The organism is Novipirellula herctigrandis (assembly GCA_007859835.1).
Taxonomy (GTDB): domain Bacteria; phylum Planctomycetota; class Planctomycetia; order Pirellulales; family Pirellulaceae; genus Novipirellula_A; species Novipirellula_A herctigrandis.
On sequence record SJPJ01000001.1, the window covers coordinates 5050841 to 5071025 of the forward strand.

16 protein-coding genes are annotated in these 20185 nt (G+C 52.4%); 9 read left to right on the top strand and 7 right to left on the bottom strand.

Translation table 11 applies throughout. The features are described from left to right. Positions 1–90: 90 nt before the first annotated feature. From CA13_RS18345 to CA13_RS18365, 5 genes are all read left to right on the top strand, one after another. A complete protein-coding gene (locus CA13_RS18345; protein WP_419194537.1) occupies positions 91–1974 on the top strand; it encodes a hypothetical protein in 1884 nt (627 codons plus the stop codon). A gap of 267 nt (positions 1975–2241) precedes the next feature. Further along, entirely contained in the window at positions 2242–3273 is a 1032-nt protein-coding gene (locus tag CA13_RS18350; RefSeq protein ID WP_146399036.1) for an endonuclease/exonuclease/phosphatase family protein, read from the top strand. Between the two features lie 41 nt (positions 3274–3314). After that, the gene (locus CA13_RS18355) at positions 3315–3587 is read left to right on the top strand and encodes an RNA-binding S4 domain-containing protein (RefSeq protein ID WP_146399038.1); all 273 of its coding nucleotides are present in this window, start codon (positions 3315–3317) and stop codon (positions 3585–3587) included. Positions 3588–3789: 202 nt separating this feature from the next. Then, the gene (locus tag CA13_RS18360; protein WP_419194538.1) at positions 3790–4353 is read left to right on the top strand and encodes a hypothetical protein; all 564 of its coding nucleotides are present in this window, start codon (positions 3790–3792) and stop codon (positions 4351–4353) included. Between the two features lie 247 nt (positions 4354–4600). After that, entirely contained in the window at positions 4601–6061 is a 1461-nt protein-coding gene (locus CA13_RS18365) for a tetratricopeptide repeat protein (RefSeq protein ID WP_146399040.1), read from the top strand. Positions 6062–6089: 28 nt separating this feature from the next. Here the strand turns inward: CA13_RS18365 and rnc are convergent, their stop codons facing one another. The 3 genes from rnc to CA13_RS18380 form a co-directional block, all read right to left on the bottom strand. Continuing rightward, positions 6090–6887 carry a ribonuclease III gene (rnc, locus tag CA13_RS18370; protein WP_146399042.1) on the bottom strand — a complete coding sequence of 266 codons (798 nt, stop codon included), beginning with the start codon at positions 6885–6887 and terminating at the stop codon, positions 6090–6092. A 247-nt stretch (positions 6888–7134) separates the two neighbouring features. Further along, positions 7135–7593, bottom strand: a complete 459-nt coding sequence (locus CA13_RS18375) for a hypothetical protein (RefSeq protein WP_146399044.1) — start codon at positions 7591–7593, stop codon at positions 7135–7137. After that, positions 7571–8578, bottom strand: a complete 1008-nt coding sequence (locus CA13_RS18380) for a PIN/TRAM domain-containing protein (protein WP_146399046.1) — start codon at positions 8576–8578, stop codon at positions 7571–7573. Before CA13_RS18380 ends, CA13_RS18375 begins: the two co-directional genes overlap by 23 nt. Positions 8579–9008: 430 nt before the next feature. Between CA13_RS18380 and CA13_RS18385 the strand changes: the two genes are divergently transcribed. After that, positions 9009–9524, top strand: a complete 516-nt coding sequence (locus CA13_RS18385) for a hypothetical protein (RefSeq protein WP_146399048.1) — start codon at positions 9009–9011, stop codon at positions 9522–9524. A 119-nt stretch (positions 9525–9643) separates the two neighbouring features. On the opposite strand, the gene CA13_RS18390 is transcribed toward CA13_RS18385, so the two are convergent. Then, a complete protein-coding gene (locus CA13_RS18390) occupies positions 9644–10741 on the bottom strand; it encodes a hypothetical protein (RefSeq protein WP_146399050.1) in 1098 nt (365 codons plus the stop codon). A gap of 378 nt (positions 10742–11119) precedes the next feature. On the opposite strand from CA13_RS18390, the gene CA13_RS18395 reads away from it, so the two are divergent. Then, positions 11120–12847, top strand: coding sequence for a hypothetical protein (locus CA13_RS18395; RefSeq protein WP_146399052.1), 1728 nt, complete (start codon positions 11120–11122; stop codon positions 12845–12847). Positions 12848–12886: 39 nt separating this feature from the next. On the opposite strand, the gene CA13_RS18400 is transcribed toward CA13_RS18395, so the two are convergent. After that, positions 12887–15103 (bottom strand): FdhF/YdeP family oxidoreductase, encoded by a 2217-nt coding sequence (locus CA13_RS18400; RefSeq protein WP_146403754.1) that lies wholly within the window; start codon positions 15101–15103, stop codon positions 12887–12889. 225 nt (positions 15104–15328) lie between these two features. Here CA13_RS18400 and sucC point away from each other — a divergent pair, with 225 nt between their 5' ends. Further along, positions 15329–16513: an ADP-forming succinate--CoA ligase subunit beta gene (gene sucC, locus CA13_RS18405; protein ID WP_146399054.1), complete on the top strand. Its 1185-nt coding sequence runs from the start codon at positions 15329–15331 to the stop codon at positions 16511–16513. Positions 16514–16582: 69 nt separating this feature from the next. Beyond that, the gene (gene sucD, locus CA13_RS18410) at positions 16583–17461 is read left to right on the top strand and encodes a succinate--CoA ligase subunit alpha (RefSeq protein WP_146399056.1); all 879 of its coding nucleotides are present in this window, start codon (positions 16583–16585) and stop codon (positions 17459–17461) included. 139 nt (positions 17462–17600) lie between these two features. On the opposite strand, the gene CA13_RS18415 is transcribed toward sucD, so the two are convergent. After that, the gene (locus CA13_RS18415; RefSeq protein ID WP_419194539.1) at positions 17601–18800 is read right to left on the bottom strand and encodes a DUF1573 domain-containing protein; all 1200 of its coding nucleotides are present in this window, start codon (positions 18798–18800) and stop codon (positions 17601–17603) included. Positions 18801–18920: 120 nt separating this feature from the next. Beyond that, positions 18921–20180, bottom strand: a complete 1260-nt coding sequence (locus CA13_RS18420; RefSeq protein WP_146399060.1) for a DUF1559 family PulG-like putative transporter — start codon at positions 20178–20180, stop codon at positions 18921–18923. Between the last annotated feature and the right edge of the window lie 5 nt (positions 20181–20185).

The following is a 20185-nucleotide window of genomic DNA, read 5'->3' on the forward strand; positions in this document are numbered from 1 at the left end:
AGCCAGACGCCCTCTCACCATTCCTCTGGCCAGTATCTACAATGGACCGCTGTAAGCTGCCCAAACCACCTATTTGGTCCAAGGATTGTCATGGGACATCGATCGACAACTGCCTGTACTACCTTATTGAAAATCGCATCATCGGCGTTTTGGGGCCTCTTTTTGGCGTTTCAATGCAGCATATCGTTGGGGCAATTGTCTGATTACGATCGGGCGCGACTGGTTTCTCAGATTGAATACTCGAAAAACCAAATCGTCGCCGAACGCTTCCCTGATTTGGAGACGGCTAAACAGGAGGTTCTCCGCCGCAGCAATATTGTCCGCGGCGTGATGCAGACGCAGACGTCCAAGGCAAACGGTCAGGAATGGCTCGATTACTTGGAAATGGCCCCGATCACGACCGCGATCAACGACGATGCATCGGCAGCCAAATTGGCATACGCCGCATTTGACTTGCGACATCGATTGGTTGGGAACGCGCGGGGACTGGAAATCAGTGTGATCCGTCATTTGCGTGATTCGGTCGAAGACTTGATCTCGGCGATACGGTTTCGAGATGCCGACAAGTCAGTCATTCAATTCCAAAAGCAACTCGATTCGTTAGTCGAGCGGATCGAAGTGCTGGATCGCGTTCCTTCGGCCGAAGACGCTGCTGCGATTGCTGCGATTGTTGGTTTGATTGATGAATCGGGCCAAGCGAAAGAAGTCGTCGGAGTCATGAAAGACGTTTTTGGCCGTCCGAACGTGACAGTATTGGTTGGGGAGCCGATCGTCCAAAAGTTGGTCAATCGAGCGGTCAACGAGTCGAAACCGGTTCGTGATTGTATTTTGGGAACGCGAATCGTGGGCACTGCTTATACCAATGGCGTGGTCACTGCGAACCTGTTGCCGTCGATTGGCTCGGCACGAATCCAAGTTGCTTTGGCGGGACATGTCACTACCAAGAGCTTCGGCTACAACGGCCCCGTTCGGCTGCGAACCACTGGCAATGGGGACTATTCCGCATGGCGAACACTCAACGTCAACGAGCAAGGCGTCACACTCGAACCTGCAGTTGCGACAGCGGTCTTGAATACACAAATCGATGCGATCGAACACCGTCTTCGAATCGTCCGTCGCATTGCGAAAAAGAAATCAGCCGAACAAAAACCGCTAGCGGATCGGATCGCATTGAGAAAATTGGAAGCTCGTGTTAAGGATGAATTCTTGCAGGAAACCAATCAAGCGAGTGAAATCAAACCGCCCGATGTCTCGGGGCGAATCACCCCGATGTTAAGGCGTTTGTCGCTTGAAGAACCGGCTCGTCTATGGGGTTCGACTGACGAAGCGATCTTCATTGATGCGACCTTCCGTCGTGGCGATCAGATTTCGACCGTTGTTTCTAAACCGCCGATCAATGCTGCGTATGACGTAGCAGTCCAATTCCAAGAGTCGGTGGTGGACAATACGCTCGGTCCTCTTTTAGCGGGGCGAACGGTGAAAGAGAGCGAGATCAATCAATTATTGTCGCGTACCGATCAACAGGCCGTAGCAAAGAATAGTGACGATGACGACGAAGCGACTTCGTTTGAACTCGACTTCGCTCGCGTCCAACCCATCGTTTTCGAAGCACGTGATGGCGCTGTGCGATTGGGACTTCGTGGTACACGGTTCGCCGAAGGAAAGCGTGAATTAAAAGTGGCAATGGAGATCACGGCGATGTATCGCCCGGCGCGAATGCAGGATGGCCGAATGGTGCTGCTTCGTGACAGCGAAGTCGATGTTGATTTTCCGGGGCGAAAGAAATTGAGTGTCTCTCAGTCCGGTTTGAAGCGAAATATCCAGAAGAAATTCACCGAAGCATTTCCAGAAACGTTGCTGCATCGCAAAATCGAGATCCCAGCGACGGTGAAAGTGGATGCACTTCGTGGTCGAGAGTTTCGCCCCACCTACATTGACGCTCGCGACGGTTGGCTGACCATCGCGGTTCAGTAAGGCAAGCAATTTCTGGCCTCGTAGCAATTTCCCATTGTCGAAACAGTGGCCGCCGCAGCGCGTGGGTGGCTTCCTTGATTCTCGGGCGACGGTATCGATAGTGAGTCTTTTTCGCGACCATCGGTCGGCGTCATCGCGTGAAGAATGGGTGAAATCCGTTCCTGTTCACTAAGCTTGCGTTTATGATCGAGTGTTGGGTTGTTGTCAGGTTTTAAATAGGTTCTTCTACTTGGCCCTCGCATTCCTACTAAAAAGGATCAACTGCAATTGTTCCACCCTATCAAAATCTTTTTGCCAATCTGCTCGGCGTTTCTGATGGCCAGCGGTATTCCGTTTGACCCAGTTTCAGTCGCCCAAGATAATCTCACCGTAATGACGTGGAACTTGGAATGGTTCTATGATGAGGAATCGGGCGATAATTACAGCAAACTTGCTCGTGAAAAATCAGCGCCGGATCGAAAAGCGTGGGATTGGAAACGGGATGCGGTTGCAGCGAGTCTGGCCAAGGCAAAGCCAACCATTGTGGCGGTTCAAGAGGTCGAAAACCGGCGAGTGCTTTGGTATTTGACTCGCTCGCTCGAACGCGAACACTCGCTAGCGTACGAGGAATTGTGCATCGAGGGCCAGGACCACTTTACCGAACAAGATGTCGGTTTTTTGTATCGACAGCCTGCCGACCTGTTGTTGCAGACTCAATTTGACCGTAGTGAAGCTTCGGTGGCCAATGACCGCTACTACAACGTTACCAAGCACTTGATGGCGGTATTCCATTTTCCGGTCGGGGATCGTTTCGAACGAGTGACACTAATGAATGTTCACTTGCGATCCCGCGAAGAGGGGACTCCGATTCGAATTCGCCAAGCGAGACTATTGCACCAGTGGATTGGTGCGGCAATCGAGCGGGGTGAGAATGTGATTTTGCTAGGTGACTTGAACACCGAAGAAAGGTCTGGTTCCAAGCGAACGACCAGTGATGTGGCGATTGCCAGTGGCTCAGAAACATCGACGGACGCAGATGACTTGATCGATTTGAACAATTTTTTGCCCGCCGACAAGCGACAAACGCATTTAGTGAAAGGGAAGCAGTTTGATCGTATCTTAGTTAGCCGATCATTAGTTACGGATGATCCGAGCAAAGCGGATTTGGTCTTCAAAGGAATCAAAGTGCTTCCGAGTTTGAATGTGAAAGGTGCGGTAGACCTGCCGGAGCAACATTGGGAACACTACTGGGAAATACCACCTTCACAGCGTGATATTAGCGATCATCTTCCGGTGCTCGCGACGTTTGAAGTGAAATAGTGCGTTTGAAGTGAAATAGTGCGTTTGAAGTGAAATGGTGAATGTGTAACGAAGTGAACGACGACGAACAAAACCCCTCTAATCGAGTTCCGGGAAATCGCGGGCCAGTGATCCGTTTGGATGACCTGCTAAAATGTCGAGGCTTAGTTGCAACCGGTGGGGAAGCAAAAGTACGAATTCAAGCAGGTGAGGTTTCGCTCAATGGCCAAGTGGAGACTCGGCGTCGCAAACAAATCGTGATCGGTGATGTGGTCGATTTTGATGGCGAAGTTCTGATCGTTAACGAAACCGATTTTGACGACTTGATGAATTAGGAGGCTCTTTCCACGCGCCCCTTGAACCGCAGTGGTAAACCCCAATCCAGGGGGTGGCAATGTATGGCGGTTTTACTGAATATCCTTCCCCTGCTCGATTATCCTTCGCTACGGCGATACCGTTTGGACAAGTCGATCGGGTCGTATCGCCGATGGTGTGTGTTGGACACGTCTCGCACTCGGCGGAAGGAACTGCCTGATTATGAAGATTACAATTCGTCGACGATCATTGGCCATCGCAGCACTAATGCTTGGCGCTAGTTGTGGCACCGTTTCCGCTGATTGGCACCAATTTTGGCATCAAGCTAACGTTGATTATCACCGCGGTAATGCCTGGCCTGACCCGTTTAACGAGGCCGATGCGATTAACGTCGTCCAGCCATTCGAAGTCATGAAACACAATGGTTGGCGGATGCATAACACGATCGGTCACGATCTGTTCCGCCAAGGGGATGGTGCCCTCTCGGCATCGGGAAACAACCGGGTTTGTTGGATTGCCACTCAAGCACCGGAATCGCGCCGAACGGTGTATGTGCTTCGCGGCAAGAGCCCCGAAGAGACCAATGCACGTGTCGCGTCGGTCCGTCAAACTCTTGCTAGCGTGCACATGGTCGGTCCGCCACCGCAAGTCATTGTGACCGAGAAGGAACAACCAACGGCGCCGGGTGCGTGGGCAGTCCGGATTCAACGCGATTGGATGGAAGTATTACCCAAGCCAAAATTGCCTGAACGTAGCGCGCAGGGCGATGCAGGCGCAGCGGAGTAGAGACTCCGTAGCGATCGACGACGATTTGATAGCGTTTTTTTTGAGGTGGACTTCCATTATTCGGGAGTTCACCTTTTTTTGGGTTTGTCGTCAAAAGCGCAATTACCGTTGAAGAAGCCTCTCTGATTCGGTCGATCCCAATAATCGGAATGATACTAACATTCTGCAATATCGCACGCATCGATGTCTCGCGAACCTTAAATTGACTGAGGGTTCGTTTGAAGACATTCCTTCGGGAGACCTTTTCGTGAAACGTTCAACCAAACTTCGCCGCGCTGTTCTTTTGACACTCATCGCAGGTTCGACATTGACTTGGTCGACGGGGTGTTCCAGCAGTGGCTTTTCGATCGCCTCGATGAATCCTTTTTCGCAGCCATCGACGGCGACTGATCCCGCCGATCCGGCTCGAACATCGATGACCGAATCGATTGCCGCGAGCACGACAAGTGCGGGTAAGTCGATTAGTGCGGTAGGAGCGTCTGCCAAATCGGCATTCGGCAAAACTACCGGGGCGGTAGCCAGTGTCTTCCGCCGCGATGGTGCGCATGACGCCGACGAAATATCGGATTCGGATCCACTCAAACTGACCGATAAGCCCGAGGACGTCGGTCCCGAAGTTTTTGTGGCCAACGGTCAACTTTGGGAATCGACCGGCAATTTCCCCAAGGCGATGGAAGCCTACTCCAAGGCACTTGAAAAGGCACCGAACGATGCGGCCGCGTTGACAAGCGTTGCACGACTTCATTTTCGCCAAGGCAACCACGCCCAAGCCGTTGAGTACTTCCAACTCGCCGTCAAAGAAAGTCCAAAGGACGCTGCACTTTACAACGACCTTGGCTTGACACTCAGCAAAACCGGTGATCATGCACAAGCCTCGGCGATGCTCACCCAAGCACTCCAATTGGCGCCCGGCACGAGTCGCTATGCAAACAATCTAGCCAGTGTTCGCTTCGAAGCAGGTGACAAGCAAGGTGCATTCAATGTCTTGCAAGAAAACAACAAAGCGGCCGTAGCTCACTTCAACATGGCTTACCTGCACTACAGCAAAGGACAAAAAGCGGAATCGCGAAATCATTTGAATGAGGCAATGAAGTTCGAAGCTCAAGCGTCTAGCGATGCAGCGGTTCGTCGTGCCGTCGATCGGTCGCGTGAAATGCTCGTCCAGCTTGACGCCAGCAACACCAACATTTCGGACATCGCCCAAGCACCTGCCACAGACGCTCCACAAGCTGCTGCGTCACCTAGCACGCTTGCAGAATCGACTACTCCCAACGCGACGGTTCAAGCGGTAAGTCAACCGATGAGCCAAACGGTTCCGACCGCCCCGGCGAGCTATCGTCCTGGTACAACGGCTTGGGGGCCAGCGATGGCTTCAATCAAGCAGCCCGCCGCAACTCCATTGACGTCCGATTCATGTCCTACGGCCGTTAATTCCCCAGCACCAAGCGGGGCAATCGCACCTGCATCGAGCCCCGTGACCACTGTTGCGGGGACCCCGGATTGGGGGCAAGGATCGTGGTCGACTTCGGGTATGACCGGTACTGTTACGCCAGCAGCCACGCCATCAGCCACGCCAGCTCCGTCGAAACCAGCTCCCACGAAACCGGCACCCACGAAACCGGCACCACCGGCTTCAACATTACCGGCAACCAGCAGCGACGGCCCATCGTTCACGCTGCCCGAAGGCTTCACGATGCCCGGGATGTAAACCCAATAGTGTCGATGGAAAAGACAGTCTAATCGCGGTCTTCTTCGGGGTAGGGAATAGGTTGCTCATGCAAGTGAGCAAGCGCATTGGACGCGGCACGTTGTTCCGCGTCCTTTTTGTTGTTTCCCCAAGCAGCCGTGAACTGTTGGTCCCCAATCACTGCTTCGATCAAAAACGCCTTGCGATGATCGGGGCCGATTTCTTTAACGAGTCGATACACGGGAGTACTGGATAACTCCCGTTGGGCGTATTGCTGTAGGACACTTTTGAAATTGCTGGCTCCTTGGCTTTCGACTGCGATCCGGACTTCGTCTGCCAACCAAATCTTTAGTCGATCGCAAATCACCTCGCTGCCGCCATCAAGATAGACTGCTGCGACGACGGATTCAAAAACGTCGCTCACAAGCGACTTCGGAAAGCTGCGGTTCCGCGTCACGCCACGGCCAACGATCAAACATCGATCGAGCCCGAGGGAACAAGCGATTTTTCCACACGCGCGGCGACTAACGACGTACGATTTGATCTTTGTCAAATCACCCTCGTTGTATTCGGGATACTCCTCGTACAACCATTGGCATACCGTCAAACCTAACACTGCGTCGCCGAGAAATTCCAAACGTTCGTTGCTGTCGAGCCGATGCGACGCGCCCGATGCATGAGTGAGAGCGGAAAGAAGTATTGATTCATCTTTGAACCAATAGTCAATGATTTTTTGGCACTGGGCCAATTTCGAGGCTTGGTCACCTCCATCGACGCCGTCAATATCATCCACTAAGTGGACATCCGACGCGTCGGGAGATGATGAGTTGGATTCCGATGAGTTCACGAAGCTAGCTTACCAATTTTGTCGCGTGACGCTCTCGACAACTGAACGCAACCGCTACCGTTCATCCCCAAGATGATTAGCCGTTTCAAAGGCCTATCAGCAACCTTGGTGAGATCTTCGAGCGAGCGAGCCCTTGCCGTACCATGTCACACGCCGGCGATCGGGTTTGTGGAAACCCGACCGCCGGGGTGCGACGACACCACAAGTCTACTCTTTTTTCGCAACGAGGAACAGGTTAACTGAGCGGTCAGGAGGCTGGGAAACGCATCTCCAACGGCATATGGTATTTGACCCAACCTGGAAAAACGACACGCGCGATTGCCGGTTGTCCGATCGACATTTTGACCTTTTGCGAAAACAGCTTGCTATCGTCGCGAATATTTAGAAAGGCTTCCCACGGAATGAATAGAGGTGGATGTCCAATACGAAACGGTAAGAAGATTGATATTCGAATCCCGTGCTCGGCCGCCACAAAAGTTAACATCGAATGATAGTGAATCGGACCGATCGATCCGGTTCGCATTCGGGCAACAGGACCATCAACTCTGGAACGGGCGGGAAACTGTTTTGCCAAAACCCACCATCCGCTCGCCCAACTGAGAACTAGGCAAATGCCACACCACAATAGTGGAATCGAAGCGAGCAGCGCGGCGCGATAATAGTCGTTCGGCATCACCAATCGACTATCGCGTTTCGTGCTTGGCAAAGATCATTTTTCCCGCGTTGGTTTGCAGCGTGCTGGTGACGCGAACGTCCAAATCTTGGCCAATCCGATGTCGCGCACCTTCAATCACAACCATCGTTCCATCATCCAAGTATCCGATACCTTGCTCGGGCCCTTCGCCTGCTTTAATAACCTTGATACGGAAGGTCTCGTCAGGAAGAAACACGGGGCGTAACGCGTTACTGATCTCATTCAAGTTGATCACAGGCACATTGTGAATCTTGGCGACTTTGTTCAAGTTGAAGTCGCCCGTCACTACTTTTCCGTCGAGGTGCTTGGCCAAGAGCACGAGTTTAAGGTCGACTGTTTGACCAGCCAATTCGGGTAGCTCGCGATCAAAAATCACCAAGTCGACGCTATCATCAGCTCGCATCCGGTTGAGTACGTCGAGTCCACGTCGACCGCGAGTTCGTCGCAGTTTATCGCCACTGTCCGCGATCGCCTGCAATTCAGTCAGTGCAAACCGAGGCATGATCAATTGGTTGTCAAAGACTCCTGTCCCCACCAAGTCGGCGATGCGGCCATCAATCACGACGCTGGTATCAAGTACCAACGGTTTGAATCCCTTTACTTCACGAACAAACTCAACATAGGGAATCAAAAAACGAAAATCGTCTTTGGTTTGTAGCAGCAGGCTCGTGCAGATATAACACAACAACATCCCAATCGTTAATTGTAGCCCGCGCTCGTTAAACGAAGCGTCGATCAGCGGAGCAACGGCGATCCACATGACGTAGGTCAAAAGGACGCCGACGAGCAGTCCGAAATAGATTGCCGAAAGGGTGTCGATCCGTTTTCGAGGCAAGAAAATGTCGGTGATAATCACCACTGCCGCCAACGACATGATGCCGGTAAACACCAAGTAGGGAACCGCCGTGGGCGTGTCACTTGAAAGCGAAGAAATGATAAAGGTCGAAACGCCTCCGGCAAAAAGCAGGAATACGCAGCGTAAGATGATCAGGGCCATTGGGCTTGGACAGAGTAGGGGGTTAAGTCGAATCGGATAGCCAACATAACGATAAAGGCGTCGGCAAAACGAAAAGGAATAACGGATAGTGTAGATGAGCCATCTAGTGTGACCCAAGGGGATAATTCGAAACAGTACCTTGGTTTGCTCGATAGTTTGGAAAAATCCCTAGGATCGTTACGCATCGACGACAAGAAGGGTTTTGCGGGACCAGCCATCGACGGCTTTCGTGTTCGCCGCAGTAGCCGGAATGATCCAGTAAATCGCTGCAACGGGTACAAGCCAACCCGTGAGCCCGACGAAGGTCTGGCGAAATTGTGGTCCGATGACCCCTTAAACTCACCGCCTGACCTACGTTTTCCTGAACGCACGTCCGGTTTCCCGGCCGAGTGTTTCTCAAAAGAAAAAATGGATCGAAGGGAAATGGGCAATGTCACCTCCTAAACAGACGAAAAAGCTAACGATGATCTCGCCGCGATTTTCAATCCCTACGCTCGCGTTTGTCGCCATCCTCTCAGTCATTTCTTTTGCGAGTGGATGTTCGAGCGAGTCGGATTTGACGAGCGCCATTGACAGCCACGCCCACCGAAATACGGCCAACTTGACCATGTTTGAAGCAGCAGGCGAGTCGACGACGACCCCAATCTCCTATCAACCGAAGTACCCTGATCGGGTCGATCCGTTCCGTTTTCCCGGCGATGAAATGCCGAACTCCGAAAGAAAAAGCAAGTCGAGCGTTGAAAAAGCAACGCAAGTGGAAGTGCTTGGATTTGCGAATTTGGGAGAGCCGAAAGTGATTCTGCGGACGAAGAAATCCACCTGTGCGCTCGCGGTCGGGGAAACGCGTGATGGCGTCGAAGTGACCGACATCACGCCTCCTGCGGTCAAACTCAAATCTGGCAACCTGGTCTGGATCGTCACCATGTTCGACCAAGAAAAGAACTAGCATCGTTTTTTGCCGACGCAATGCTGCGTCAATAACTCCGCGCCTTGATCGATGTAGCCCTGCTATCGATAGCCTGCAAAGCGGTTTGCGTCTGTTCCAGCCATCCCACACCGCCTGCCTTAGAACTCAACGTGCCTGACGCCGCCAATTTCGTCGAAATGACCGATGTTCATCAAGACGCCACCCGAACCGGGGAATTCTGCGACGAACGCTGGGTCACAAACCATGATGGGCGGCGCAAACGTCAGCGTGATCGTCGAGAGAGCAGAGAGGTAAGACAAGCCCATTGAGAGGGCAACGAACCACGGAAGTTGTCCCGCAGCCATGCGCAGTAACTGGTCTTGTTTGGCACGCGAGAGTTCTTTTTCGATTGCGTATTGTCCGATCACATCGTCGCGTTCCAGCGGGTTAGTCAACGCCAACATTTCGTCGAACGTGCAACCATGACTGCGACATTTTTGATGTGCTCGCAATGCACGGAGCGCTGTCTTTCGTCGCTGAAATTCTAGTTTTGCGTGGTACGCATCCACGATCTTCTTGCGACGTTGCATCACGAATTTGGCAATCTCGCGAGGCAATGCCAAACTGGTGTGAGCCGCCTGACGAATAAACTGTTTACCACGACGTGGGATGTACAATCTGCGGTATTCGGTAAACACTTCTTGCTGAATGGTTTCAATCGCCGTCATTACATCTTCGCGAGACGTAAACACAAGATCGTCACCGACTTCCACGCAAAGCGGTTTGAGGTAATAGACTTTGACTCCGGTTCTTCTTCCTGGTCCGGCAAGAAACTCGTCAAGCCGAGTTTGAACACAGTCGGGGATGGCGTCCGTAATCCGGTCGAAGTGTTGCCGTTCCGTGACGCTGACAAACAGTCGTCCTTTGGGTAAACGAATCGATGCTTTTGCCAGTTCTATCTCGCGCACTTGAGTGAACCGATCACGATGCTCTCGTTCGACCGAAGCCCAACGTTTGCTCTTTGACGTCGGCAGACCGGATTGTTGGAGCATTGATTCGGCCATCTCTTTGTTCGAATCTTTTGGCGGGACCCAAACTGGAGCGTCGACCCACGTTCCGAACGGTTTCAGTTCTTGTTCCAGTGTGAATGGCTTCGAGGTGGCGGGATCAACTTCCGATGGTTTGGCACGAACAGCTGATTTGTCTCGCACGACTGAGTTTTCTCGAACAGTTGTGTCCACAAACGTTGTGGTCATGCTAACGCTCCTATTGACGACTTCTTGGAAACGAAAAGAACGATTGCGAACGAAAACGTCGCAAGCGAAAAACGATGGCGTACAGTAGCGAGGCCCGAATTAATTATCATTGGGGCGCTGAATTCAGGAATAGATTTCGATTCAGTATATGCGATGATTGCCCTCCAAAGTCAATCGGTTTTGTCGTTTTTCCGTCAATACTAAGGGGTTGCTGGCTTAACAATCGAAGGCGAGCCTTGCCCCCGACGGGGCTCGGGCAGATTTCACATTTGCATATTCCGAAAGGCACTCGTCATAGGGTGCCAACAATTCGTCACTAGGAACGGTAAAATTCGTGGTTGTTCACATTCCCGTTCCGATTTTTGGAAAAGCAAACCGTTGTCTATCCGATCCTTGATCTCTGTTTTTTTGTGTCTCTTGCATTGCTTGGCCGTTGGGGCGCAAGTGCCGTTGGCGCAGAACGATCGCGCTCGAATTATCACGACCGGTTGGAATGCTCCGACCGCTCAACAATTTGCGAGAGATTATCGTCAATTTGCCAAGTTGCCTTTTTCAGGCAGCGTCGTGGTTGTCCGGGCGGAGGGTTCACCTGTTGATCCGCTATCGAAAGCACATTCCGTCGAGGCTTGGGACAATGTCTCGTTCTCGTCGACTGAAATTGCGTTGGATTCTTTGTCAGCCGGTCAGGGGGCGGGCAGCTATTTGATTTTGAAAGCGAATCCTGGAGATACGGATTGGTTCGATGACCAAGCGTGGCAGCGAGTCGTCGACCGCTGGCGAATCGCGGCTCGATTGGCCAAACGTGGCAAACTTCGTGGTTTGCTGTTTGATCCGGAACCGTACAAGAAACCGTTCAAACAATTCGAATACAATGCTCAAGCGAATGCAGCGGAGCATGCCTTCGGTGATTACGCCGTAATGGCTCAGAAGCGTGGCCATGAAGTGATGACGGCCATCGCGGAAGAATATCCCGAGATGGAATTGGCAAGCTATTTTTGGATGAGCTATTTGGTCAATCATCATGGTTATCGCGGACCTTCGCCGATCAATGGCAACGACCTTCGTCGCGAGGATTATGATTGGTGTTTGGCCGGACATGCTTACGGATTGCTACCCTCGTTTTTGACAGGGTTGCTCGAAGCGTCGCCAGCGGAATTTCGGCTGATCGACGGTTGTGAGTACGGCTATTGGTTAACCGAACCGAATGAGTTTGCCAAACTTGCTCACGATGTCCGCACGCGAGGTCGAATGTTAGTCGATGCTAGCGTGCGAAAAAAATATGACGCTCAAATGCGAGTTGGTTTTCCCGTGTTTGTCGACATCGTTGAACCAACCATTATTCCAAAGTGGGTGATCTCTCCTGAAGTCACAGACCGATTGGCAGTGCTTCGTCGCCAATTGACCATGGCGATCCAAGCAGGCGACGGCTTCGTGTGGTTGTACGGTGAACGTGGTCGTTGGTGGCCCGATCCAACCAATACGGCGCTGTGGCACAACAAAGACGTCTATCCGCTTTGGTCCGATCGAATTGCCGGCTGTGTGGAAGTGATTGGTGAGGTGCGTGATTCGGTTGAGCCGGCATCCCTGCCATACGTTCCTGCGTTGCCGATTTCTCCTGCGATTATCGGTCCGCCAATCGTTTTCGAAAATTGGACAACATGGGTGCATCCTGAATCAGATGGTCAAGTAAAATTTCTTGATCCTACCAGCGGCAATCAACTGACGGATAAACCGGAAACTGAACGAAAAGCCGTGATCGAGATTCGCGGCGCCAAAAACGCTGCGGCGCTTTGCTCCTTTCCAGTTACACCCGGCCAACGCTATCGTGTATCCGCCAAAGCTCGCCAAAATGGTCGTGGGCTAATCAAGATGGCGTTGCGGTTTCGGGATGACAAAAACAATTGGTTGGTCAAGCGTGGTATTGATTCAATTGTCTACCCACACAATGGCGATCCAAACACATGGCGAACGATAGAGGGCGATGCAGTTGTTCCTGAGGGAGCCGCTCATTTGGTTGTGACGCTGGCCGCGAAAAACCAAATTGGATCGACTGATTTCGCCGAGTTCGGTTCTTTTCAAGGGCATCTTTTGAAAGAATCGAATTAGGTGCATGGGGTTTGTCATGTCACATGAGGCATCTCACCTCTAACTCGCATCGATTTCAACGACGACGCCTTTGAAGGCGGGCGTTTTGCTTTTGGGGTCAGCCTGACGCGACACAAGGACATTGGCTTCGGGGTAGTACATCAAAGCGTTTCCCGGACGAATCATCTCGTATTCTCTCACCAAAATATTCGCTAGTTGGCCGGTCTCGCTTTTGACGGTGACCCGTTGATCATGTTGGAGACTCAACCGTTGGATATCCTCGGGGTGTATCAGAATCACATCACGACGATTTTGGTTGCGATAGACATCTTCTTCTTCATAGACGACGGTGTTGAATTGGCCCTCGCTGCGAACGGTCATCAGTCGCAGGTTCTGATTCCCGGTTCCTTTGAGCGGTGGGATTTCGTGGATATGAAAGATGCCACGGCCATCGTCGGTATTGAACCGAGGCTGATGGAAGGTGCGGCCGCCGATCTGAAACTCCTCTTTCGAGTCGTCGATCGCAGCGATTTTCTCGTAACCGGGCACGACCGCCCCGATCCAATCTCGGATGGTCGCCGTCCGCTGCATTGCTTCCCAGTTAATACCCGGTGCATTGGCAATATCCGGTGCATTGGCAACACCCGGTGCATCGGAAAGTAGCATACGCCCGAGCGTTGCGATCACTTCCACTTCGCTGCGCGGGCCAGGGACTCGTCGCGGGCCTCCGTCACTCATACGAACGAAATTGAACATTGACTCTTGCGTGGTCGGTTGAGGTTCTTCATCGCGAGCCAGAACGGGCAAGATGATCGTTTCTGCGGCTAAACCATGAGCGTGTCCAGTGTTCATCGTTGTGCTCATCATGACGTTCATGTCCAACCGCGACAATGCTTCGGCAGCGTAGGTCGAATCAGGGTTGGATCCGTAAAGATTTCCCCCCAAACAAAAACCAACTTTCATTTCATCGTTGTGTGCCGCTTCGATGCATGCCAACGTGTCTTTGCCCTCGGTTGTGGGAAGATCAATTCCGAATTGGGAATGCAACGAATCAAAAATCTGTTTTCTCAATCGTGGCTGGACGCCCATCGATCCGACGCCTTGCACATTGCTGTGTCCGCGGATCGGCATCATGCCGCTGCCCGGTTTACCGATCATTCCTCGTGCCATCGCTAGCGAGGCGATCGCTTGCACATTTTCGACGCCATGTGCATGGTGGGTGATCCCCATCGTCCATGCGAATACCACGCGGTCGGATTCGCCGTAAACTTTTGCGATGGTCTCAATCTCACTTCGAGCGACACCTGATTTTGCTTCGATCTCTTGCCACGACAAATGGTCGAGGGTCGCAAGCCACTCGTCGGTGCCACGGCAATGGTGTTCGAGGAACGACTTGTCGAGTGTCCCGGCTTGTTTGACCGCTTTGGCGATTCCCCAAAGCAGTGCCAAGTCGCCACCGATGTGCGGTTGAACATAGTGGCTGGCGATCTTGGTTCCTAAGATCAGAGAGATTGGATCACTGGGGACGCGAAATTTGATCAATCCGGTTTCGCGGACGGGATTGATCACGATTATTTTTCCGCCGCGCCGACGAAGATGCATCATCGAGGTCATCAATCGCGGATGGTTGCTCGCAGGATTGCCACCGATTAGAAACACCAAATCCGCTTTGTCGATATCGTCAAGGACAATCGTTGCGGTGGGGCTGCCGATCGTTGACATCAATCCCACACCGCTGGCCTGGTGGCAATAGTAGCTGCAGTTGTTGATGTTGTTGGTGCCGTAGACGCGGGCGAGTAGTTGCAGCAAAAAGCCCGCTTCGTTGCTGCTGCGTCCGCTGAAGTACCAAAACGTCTCGTCCGGAGGTGTCGCTTTGAGTTTCTCGGCGATCGATTTGAACGCCTCTTGCCAGGTGATCACTTCGTAGTGGTCCGTTCCTCTACGCCAGCGGAGTGGATGGATTAGCCGGCCGAGGTTCTCGAGTTGGCGAGGCGACATGGTTTGGAGTTCAGAAACGGGCGTTTTGGCCCACAAGGTCGGCTCGATCGCCGGTTGCATATCCGCGACCATCGCCTGCATGCTCTTTTTGCAGACTTCCGGGAACGCTCCCTTTTCGTTCACCATGCCACCTTTTTGGCCCCCCATCCCGAGCGCACAGGTCTTGCAGGCGTTGCGACTGCGGAGGGCTTTGAACAATTTCCAAACGCCTCCCGCTTCACGTCCTTTCTTCCACGTGTATCGGATCGCGAGAAATCCGCCGCCGCTGCTTACTTTCACAGGTCGCACCTATATCTTCTATCGCAGTGAAAAACCGTAGCAATTTCTGGGCTTGTTTATACTCGATCGAACGCTGATTTGCTGAGGTTTTGCGGTTCTTTAGGTGTTGTAGAGTTTGTTCTTTCTACCTATGGTTCCTCGCGACTTGCTGGATGCGTATATTCCAGCATTCTCTATAGACGGCATATTTGCCGCATACGCCCCCTAATATCCAGCTGCACTTCGATGAAGATTCACGAATTTCAAGGCAAACAACTCTTCCGCCAAGCGGGCGTTCCCGTTTTGGAAGGCCATGTCGCTCGTACGGCTGACGAAGCCGCCGCCGCGTTCAAGAAGCTCGGTGGGTCGATCGCGGTTGTCAAAGCCCAAATCCACGCGGGCGGTCGCGGTAAAGGGACCGTGATCGACAACCCAACGCAAAAAGGGGTCGTGATCGTCAAATCAGCCGAAGAAGCACGAGCGGCCGCCGCGGGCCTGTTGAAGAAAAAGCTAGTCACGATCCAAACCGGTCCCGAAGGCAAGACGGTCAACCGCGTTTTCGTCGAAGCCGGCTGTGACATTGCTCGTGAATTGTACCTCGGCATCGTTATCGACCGTTCGGCATGCAAGCCGGTTTTGATGGTCAGCTCCGAGGGGGGCGTGGAAATTGAGACAGTCGCAGAAAAAACACCTGAGTTGATTTTCAAAGAGCCTTTCAACCCGGCCTATGGTTTAGATGCGTTCCAAGTGCGTAAGCTTTGCAAGAAGCTCAATGTCAACGGCCCAGCGGCAAAATCGGCCGCGACTTTCTTTACTTCGATTTGCCAGTTCTTTGTCGATTACGACTGCTCGATGGCCGAAATCAACCCGCTTGTGATCACGTCGGATGGTCTGATGGTGGCCTTGGACGCGAAAATTATCTTCGATGACAATGCTTTGTTCCGCCACCCAGACTTGCTTGAGCTCCGCGATTGGTCCGAAGAAGAACCAAGCGAAGTCCGAGCCAGCGACGCGGGATTGAGTTACGTCAAGCTGGATGGCAATATCGGCTGTTTGGTCAATGGTGCTGGATTAGCGATGTCGACGATGGATATCATCAAGTACCACGGCGGAAACCCAGCCAACTTCCTTGACGTTGGTGGCGGGGCAAATGCCCAACAAGTGACCGAAGCATTCCGCATTCTGCTTTCGGATCCGAATTGCAAAGGCGTTCTGGTCAACATCTTTGGCGGAATTGCTCGTTGTACCACGATTGCATCGGCGTTGATCGAAGCGAGCGAAACGATTGGATTTACCGTGCCGTTGGTCGTCCGACTCGAAGGGACCGAAGTCGAAGAAGGCCGGAAAATGTTGGCCGAAAGTGATGTGGATATCATCAGCGCGGTCGATATCACAGACGCGGCCAAAAAAATCGTTGCAGCGGTTAAGTAACGATTAGTTAGTTTCAAAAACTCGTACAATTCCACCATTCAACCACTCCTTTCGAACAACCCAACAGTCATGAGCATCCTGATCGACGGCAACACACGAGTGATTTGCCAAGGCATTACCGGAAAAGCAGGAACCTTCCATAGCCTAGGTTGTCGTGATTACGGCACCAAGATGGTCGGCGGCGTGACGCCTGGAAAAGGCGGCCATGATGTCGATGGCATCCCCGTGTTTGACACGGTTGAGGAAGCGGTCCAGCAAGAAGGTGCCAATGCAACGATGATCTTTGTCCCGCCGGCGTATACGTCCGACGCAATCATTGAAGCGGTCGATGCGGGCATCAAAGTGATTGCTGCGATTACCGAGTTTGTCCCCGTGCTCGATATGGTCCGCGTCTATCGAAAGGTTCGCGAAAGTGGCTCGGTCTTGATCGGCCCGAACTGCCCCGGTTTGATCACGCCTGGCGAATGCAAGATCGGTATTATGCCCGGCTACATTCATCAAAAGGGAAAGGTCGGCGTGATGAGCCGTAGCGGAACATTGACGTACGAAGCCGTTTGGCAAACCAGTAACTTGAAGCTAGGCCAAAGCACCTGCGTTGGACTTGGTGGGGATCCGATTGTAGGGACGAACTACATCGACCTATTTAAGCTTTATCAAGAAGATGATCAAACCGAAGCGATTCTGATGATCGGTGAAATCGGCGGATCCGCCGAAGAAGAAGCCGCCGCGTATGTCAAAGAGCACGTTACCAAGCCGGTCGCTGCATTCATCGCCGGTCGAACGGCGCCTCCCGGTAAACGAATGGGTCACGCCGGTGCAATCATTAGTGGCGGCAAAGGAACGGCCGTCGAAAAGGTCGCAGCACTCGAAGCCGCCGGTATCGTGGTCGCCCCAACTCCGGCCGACATGGGCCAAGCGGTCGCCGACGCGATCGCCAAACATTCATAAGTGTCATTGGATTTCACGCTTTAGCGTGCGAAAGACACGGGACACATCATCTTGGCTCGAGTTTATCTTGGCTCGAGTTTATCTTGGCTCGGGGGGCAACCCGACTCGTTAGATCTTGAATTTCAGACGCTGGTTCAACTTACGGTGCTGGGATGATCTCGCCAAACAGTGGCATCCAATCCGACAAATCGGGATGCTGACGATCAGCGATTTCGACGTAGCCCTGCTTGTTAAATCGGAATATGGTGGGTTTCGCGTCCTCGGCTAAGCGAATCGTTACCCGAAACGTATTGGGAACTCGTTTGATCGGATGTAACGATGCAATTAGCCCCTCGGGTTCCAACGATTTGATATGCGCATCCTTGGGCGGGGCATCGGTTTTAAAACGGACAACAAAAGACCATTCTTTTTTCGATCCAAGTTCAATGGTGCCGAGGTCCAAACCCGATGCGTCTAATTCGGGACCATGAAAAACCACTGGCTTTCCGAACTTGCCACGAAACGGAATTTCGATCCAATGGTCGGTCTCTGTGGCGGTGTCAAACAGATGGACGCGAACCGTTTCATCAAAACTCTCCAAGTGAGTTTGCGGCGCGGAGTAGGTAAGTTTAATCGTGTAGCCAGACCGGGCATGTAGACCCACAAGGTCGATCGCACGAATCGGTTTAACGTTGACCTGGATTTTGCCAGTCGACGGTTCGGTTTCGAGTACCACGAAGTCATCAAATACTTGGCTGTAGATCACGCAGGATGTTTCGAGGGTTTGCCCAGCATATCCTTTTAGATTCAACAGATCATCGGAATGGAATGCCCATTGCGAACGGACCTTTCCGCGGATGGTGAGTTCGATTTGCTCCCTCGTTGGGTCATTCGTTTCGATGTGGGCTCGTTGCTCATAGTGATCAGCAACATCCTCCCCAACGTTCCAAATCAACTCGACTTTTCTGGACTCACCAGCGGGTACAATTCGGTCTTTGATCTTTGCGACAGTGCACTTACAACTGCTACCAGCGGGGCTCAGTACCAAGTCACCCTCACCCGTGTTGGTGACCACAAACTCGTGTGACGCTCCGTTGGTGCCCGGGTCAATGTAGCCAAAGTCATATTCTGTTTCGTCAATGGAAACTCGGGGTGACGTGTTTCGTTTTGCGGTTTCGATTGCCGCTGATTCCATCCGTAGCAACCTGATCTTTTCCTCGTACTCGGTTCGACGATGGTCAGGAACACCGTAGGGCTTGTTGGGCGTGACAGCGCCAAGCGAGACGGCCAATCCGATCGCCATGAAGACACAAGCAAAGCCGATGGAAATACGAATGCCAGTGGAAGGATGTAGCGACATAGTGATTCTATTGAAAATGGTTGAAGCTTTGGGGCAATAGGTCGGGTCGTCTTTGAACGACAGCCAGCCTGGGACAAATCCCAGGCCGGTGATCGAAGACATGGGGCAACGTCGTTCGAGCTAGTTGCTCTCGAAGGTGCCCTTCAACATCATTTCGTCGATGAACAACCCGTTGAACATTTCATTGGGAGCAATTTCAACTTCGCTATCAGCGAACCCACTGATTTGTGAGTCAGCGGCTTCACCACTGGTATTTGTTGAAGTATAGAACTGGAAACCAGGGTTTAGGTAACCATCCCCGTTGCTTCCGTCATAGAACTGTTTTACGGAACCGTCAGCCATCAAAATATTTGCAATACCACCATGAAGGGCATACCAATCACGGGTGTCTTGTAAGTACAGGCCATTGCCACTTTTTCCGGTTGGACCAACTCCGGCGTCGAAGTCGAAGCAGTTGTTGATGGTCGGGTTCCCTTTTTCGCAACCCATTTGACTGCCGATCGGAAGCGAGACGTCGGCAAGACCAGCAGCGTCTTGCTTAGCCAAAGAAATCGAACCATTGGTATTCACATAAGCGGGGCCATCGTTGAAAGCTTCGGTCAAGAGCATGCCTTGTGGTAGCAGTTCTTCACCGTTGCTGCCGGTAATCGAGATCGTCAACACTGCTTCGTCGATGTCACCCGGGCCCGCGTCACCCAAAAGGGCGATGTTCGACGCCGGAATGCGGCTGCCATCAATGACAGAGAGTTGGATCGGTCCCTTAGTGCCATCGCGTTGCTTGAACTCCGTTTGGTTGTTGCTTCGTGTGTTCAGCACGATGCTAGAACCGGTTCCGCTGGTGAGCGGTGAGTTTCGCACGAGGTGGTAACCAGCAGCATAGTTGGTGTTGTAGCCCTTTTCGAGGAATTGCGTACCGATGTGTGCTGCTCGTTCCGGCGAGTTTGCTGCTAGTGTTGGAGTCGCACCAAAAATCGATTTGCATTGTCCTGTGTTGAGGCGATTGGCTGTCGTTCCTTTTCCGTTGGTGGTGTCGGTTCCAACCAAGTCGTTCAGTTTTTCACTACCCTTGCCACCATTACTTGGGCAAAGCATGTCCGAAGGCATGGCAAGGCCAGAGTTGACAAGGTCCGCAACCCAACCGTAGGTGTCCATACATCCGTCGCGACGATAATCGCTTGCACCGGTGCAAAGACGACCCACTTGGTCTCGTTCAGCGTACGTCAACATTCCGATACCAAATTGGCGCAGATTGTTCGAACACGTACTACGACGAGCCGCTTCACGTGCTTTCGCGAGTGCTGGTAACGCAAGTGCTGCCAAAATCGCGATGATCGAAATCACAACGAGCATTTCGATCAGGGTAAAACCGTTCTTCTTCATCTTCT

Excerpts from the sequence above, each read along its gene's own strand:
- CA13_RS18345 (WP_419194537.1), top strand. The coding sequence starts at position 91 with ATGGGACATCGATCGACAACTGCCTGTACTACCTTATTGAAAATCGCA.
- CA13_RS18355 (WP_146399038.1), top strand. The coding sequence starts at position 3,315 with ATGTGTAACGAAGTGAACGACGACGAACAAAACCCCTCTAATCGAGTT.
- CA13_RS18360 (WP_419194538.1), top strand. The coding sequence starts at position 3,790 with ATGAAGATTACAATTCGTCGACGATCATTGGCCATCGCAGCACTAATG.
- CA13_RS18380 (WP_146399046.1), bottom strand. The coding sequence starts at position 8,578 with ATGGCCCTGATCATCTTACGCTGCGTATTCCTGCTTTTTGCCGGAGGC.
- CA13_RS18385 (WP_146399048.1), top strand. The coding sequence starts at position 9,009 with ATGTCACCTCCTAAACAGACGAAAAAGCTAACGATGATCTCGCCGCGA.
- CA13_RS18390 (WP_146399050.1), bottom strand. The coding sequence starts at position 10,741 with ATGACCACAACGTTTGTGGACACAACTGTTCGAGAAAACTCAGTCGTG.
- sucC (WP_146399054.1), top strand. The coding sequence starts at position 15,329 with ATGAAGATTCACGAATTTCAAGGCAAACAACTCTTCCGCCAAGCGGGC.
- sucD (WP_146399056.1), top strand. The coding sequence starts at position 16,583 with ATGAGCATCCTGATCGACGGCAACACACGAGTGATTTGCCAAGGCATT.
- CA13_RS18415 (WP_419194539.1), bottom strand. The coding sequence starts at position 18,800 with ATGTCGCTACATCCTTCCACTGGCATTCGTATTTCCATCGGCTTTGCT.
- CA13_RS18420 (WP_146399060.1), bottom strand. The coding sequence starts at position 20,180 with ATGAAGAAGAACGGTTTTACCCTGATCGAAATGCTCGTTGTGATTTCG.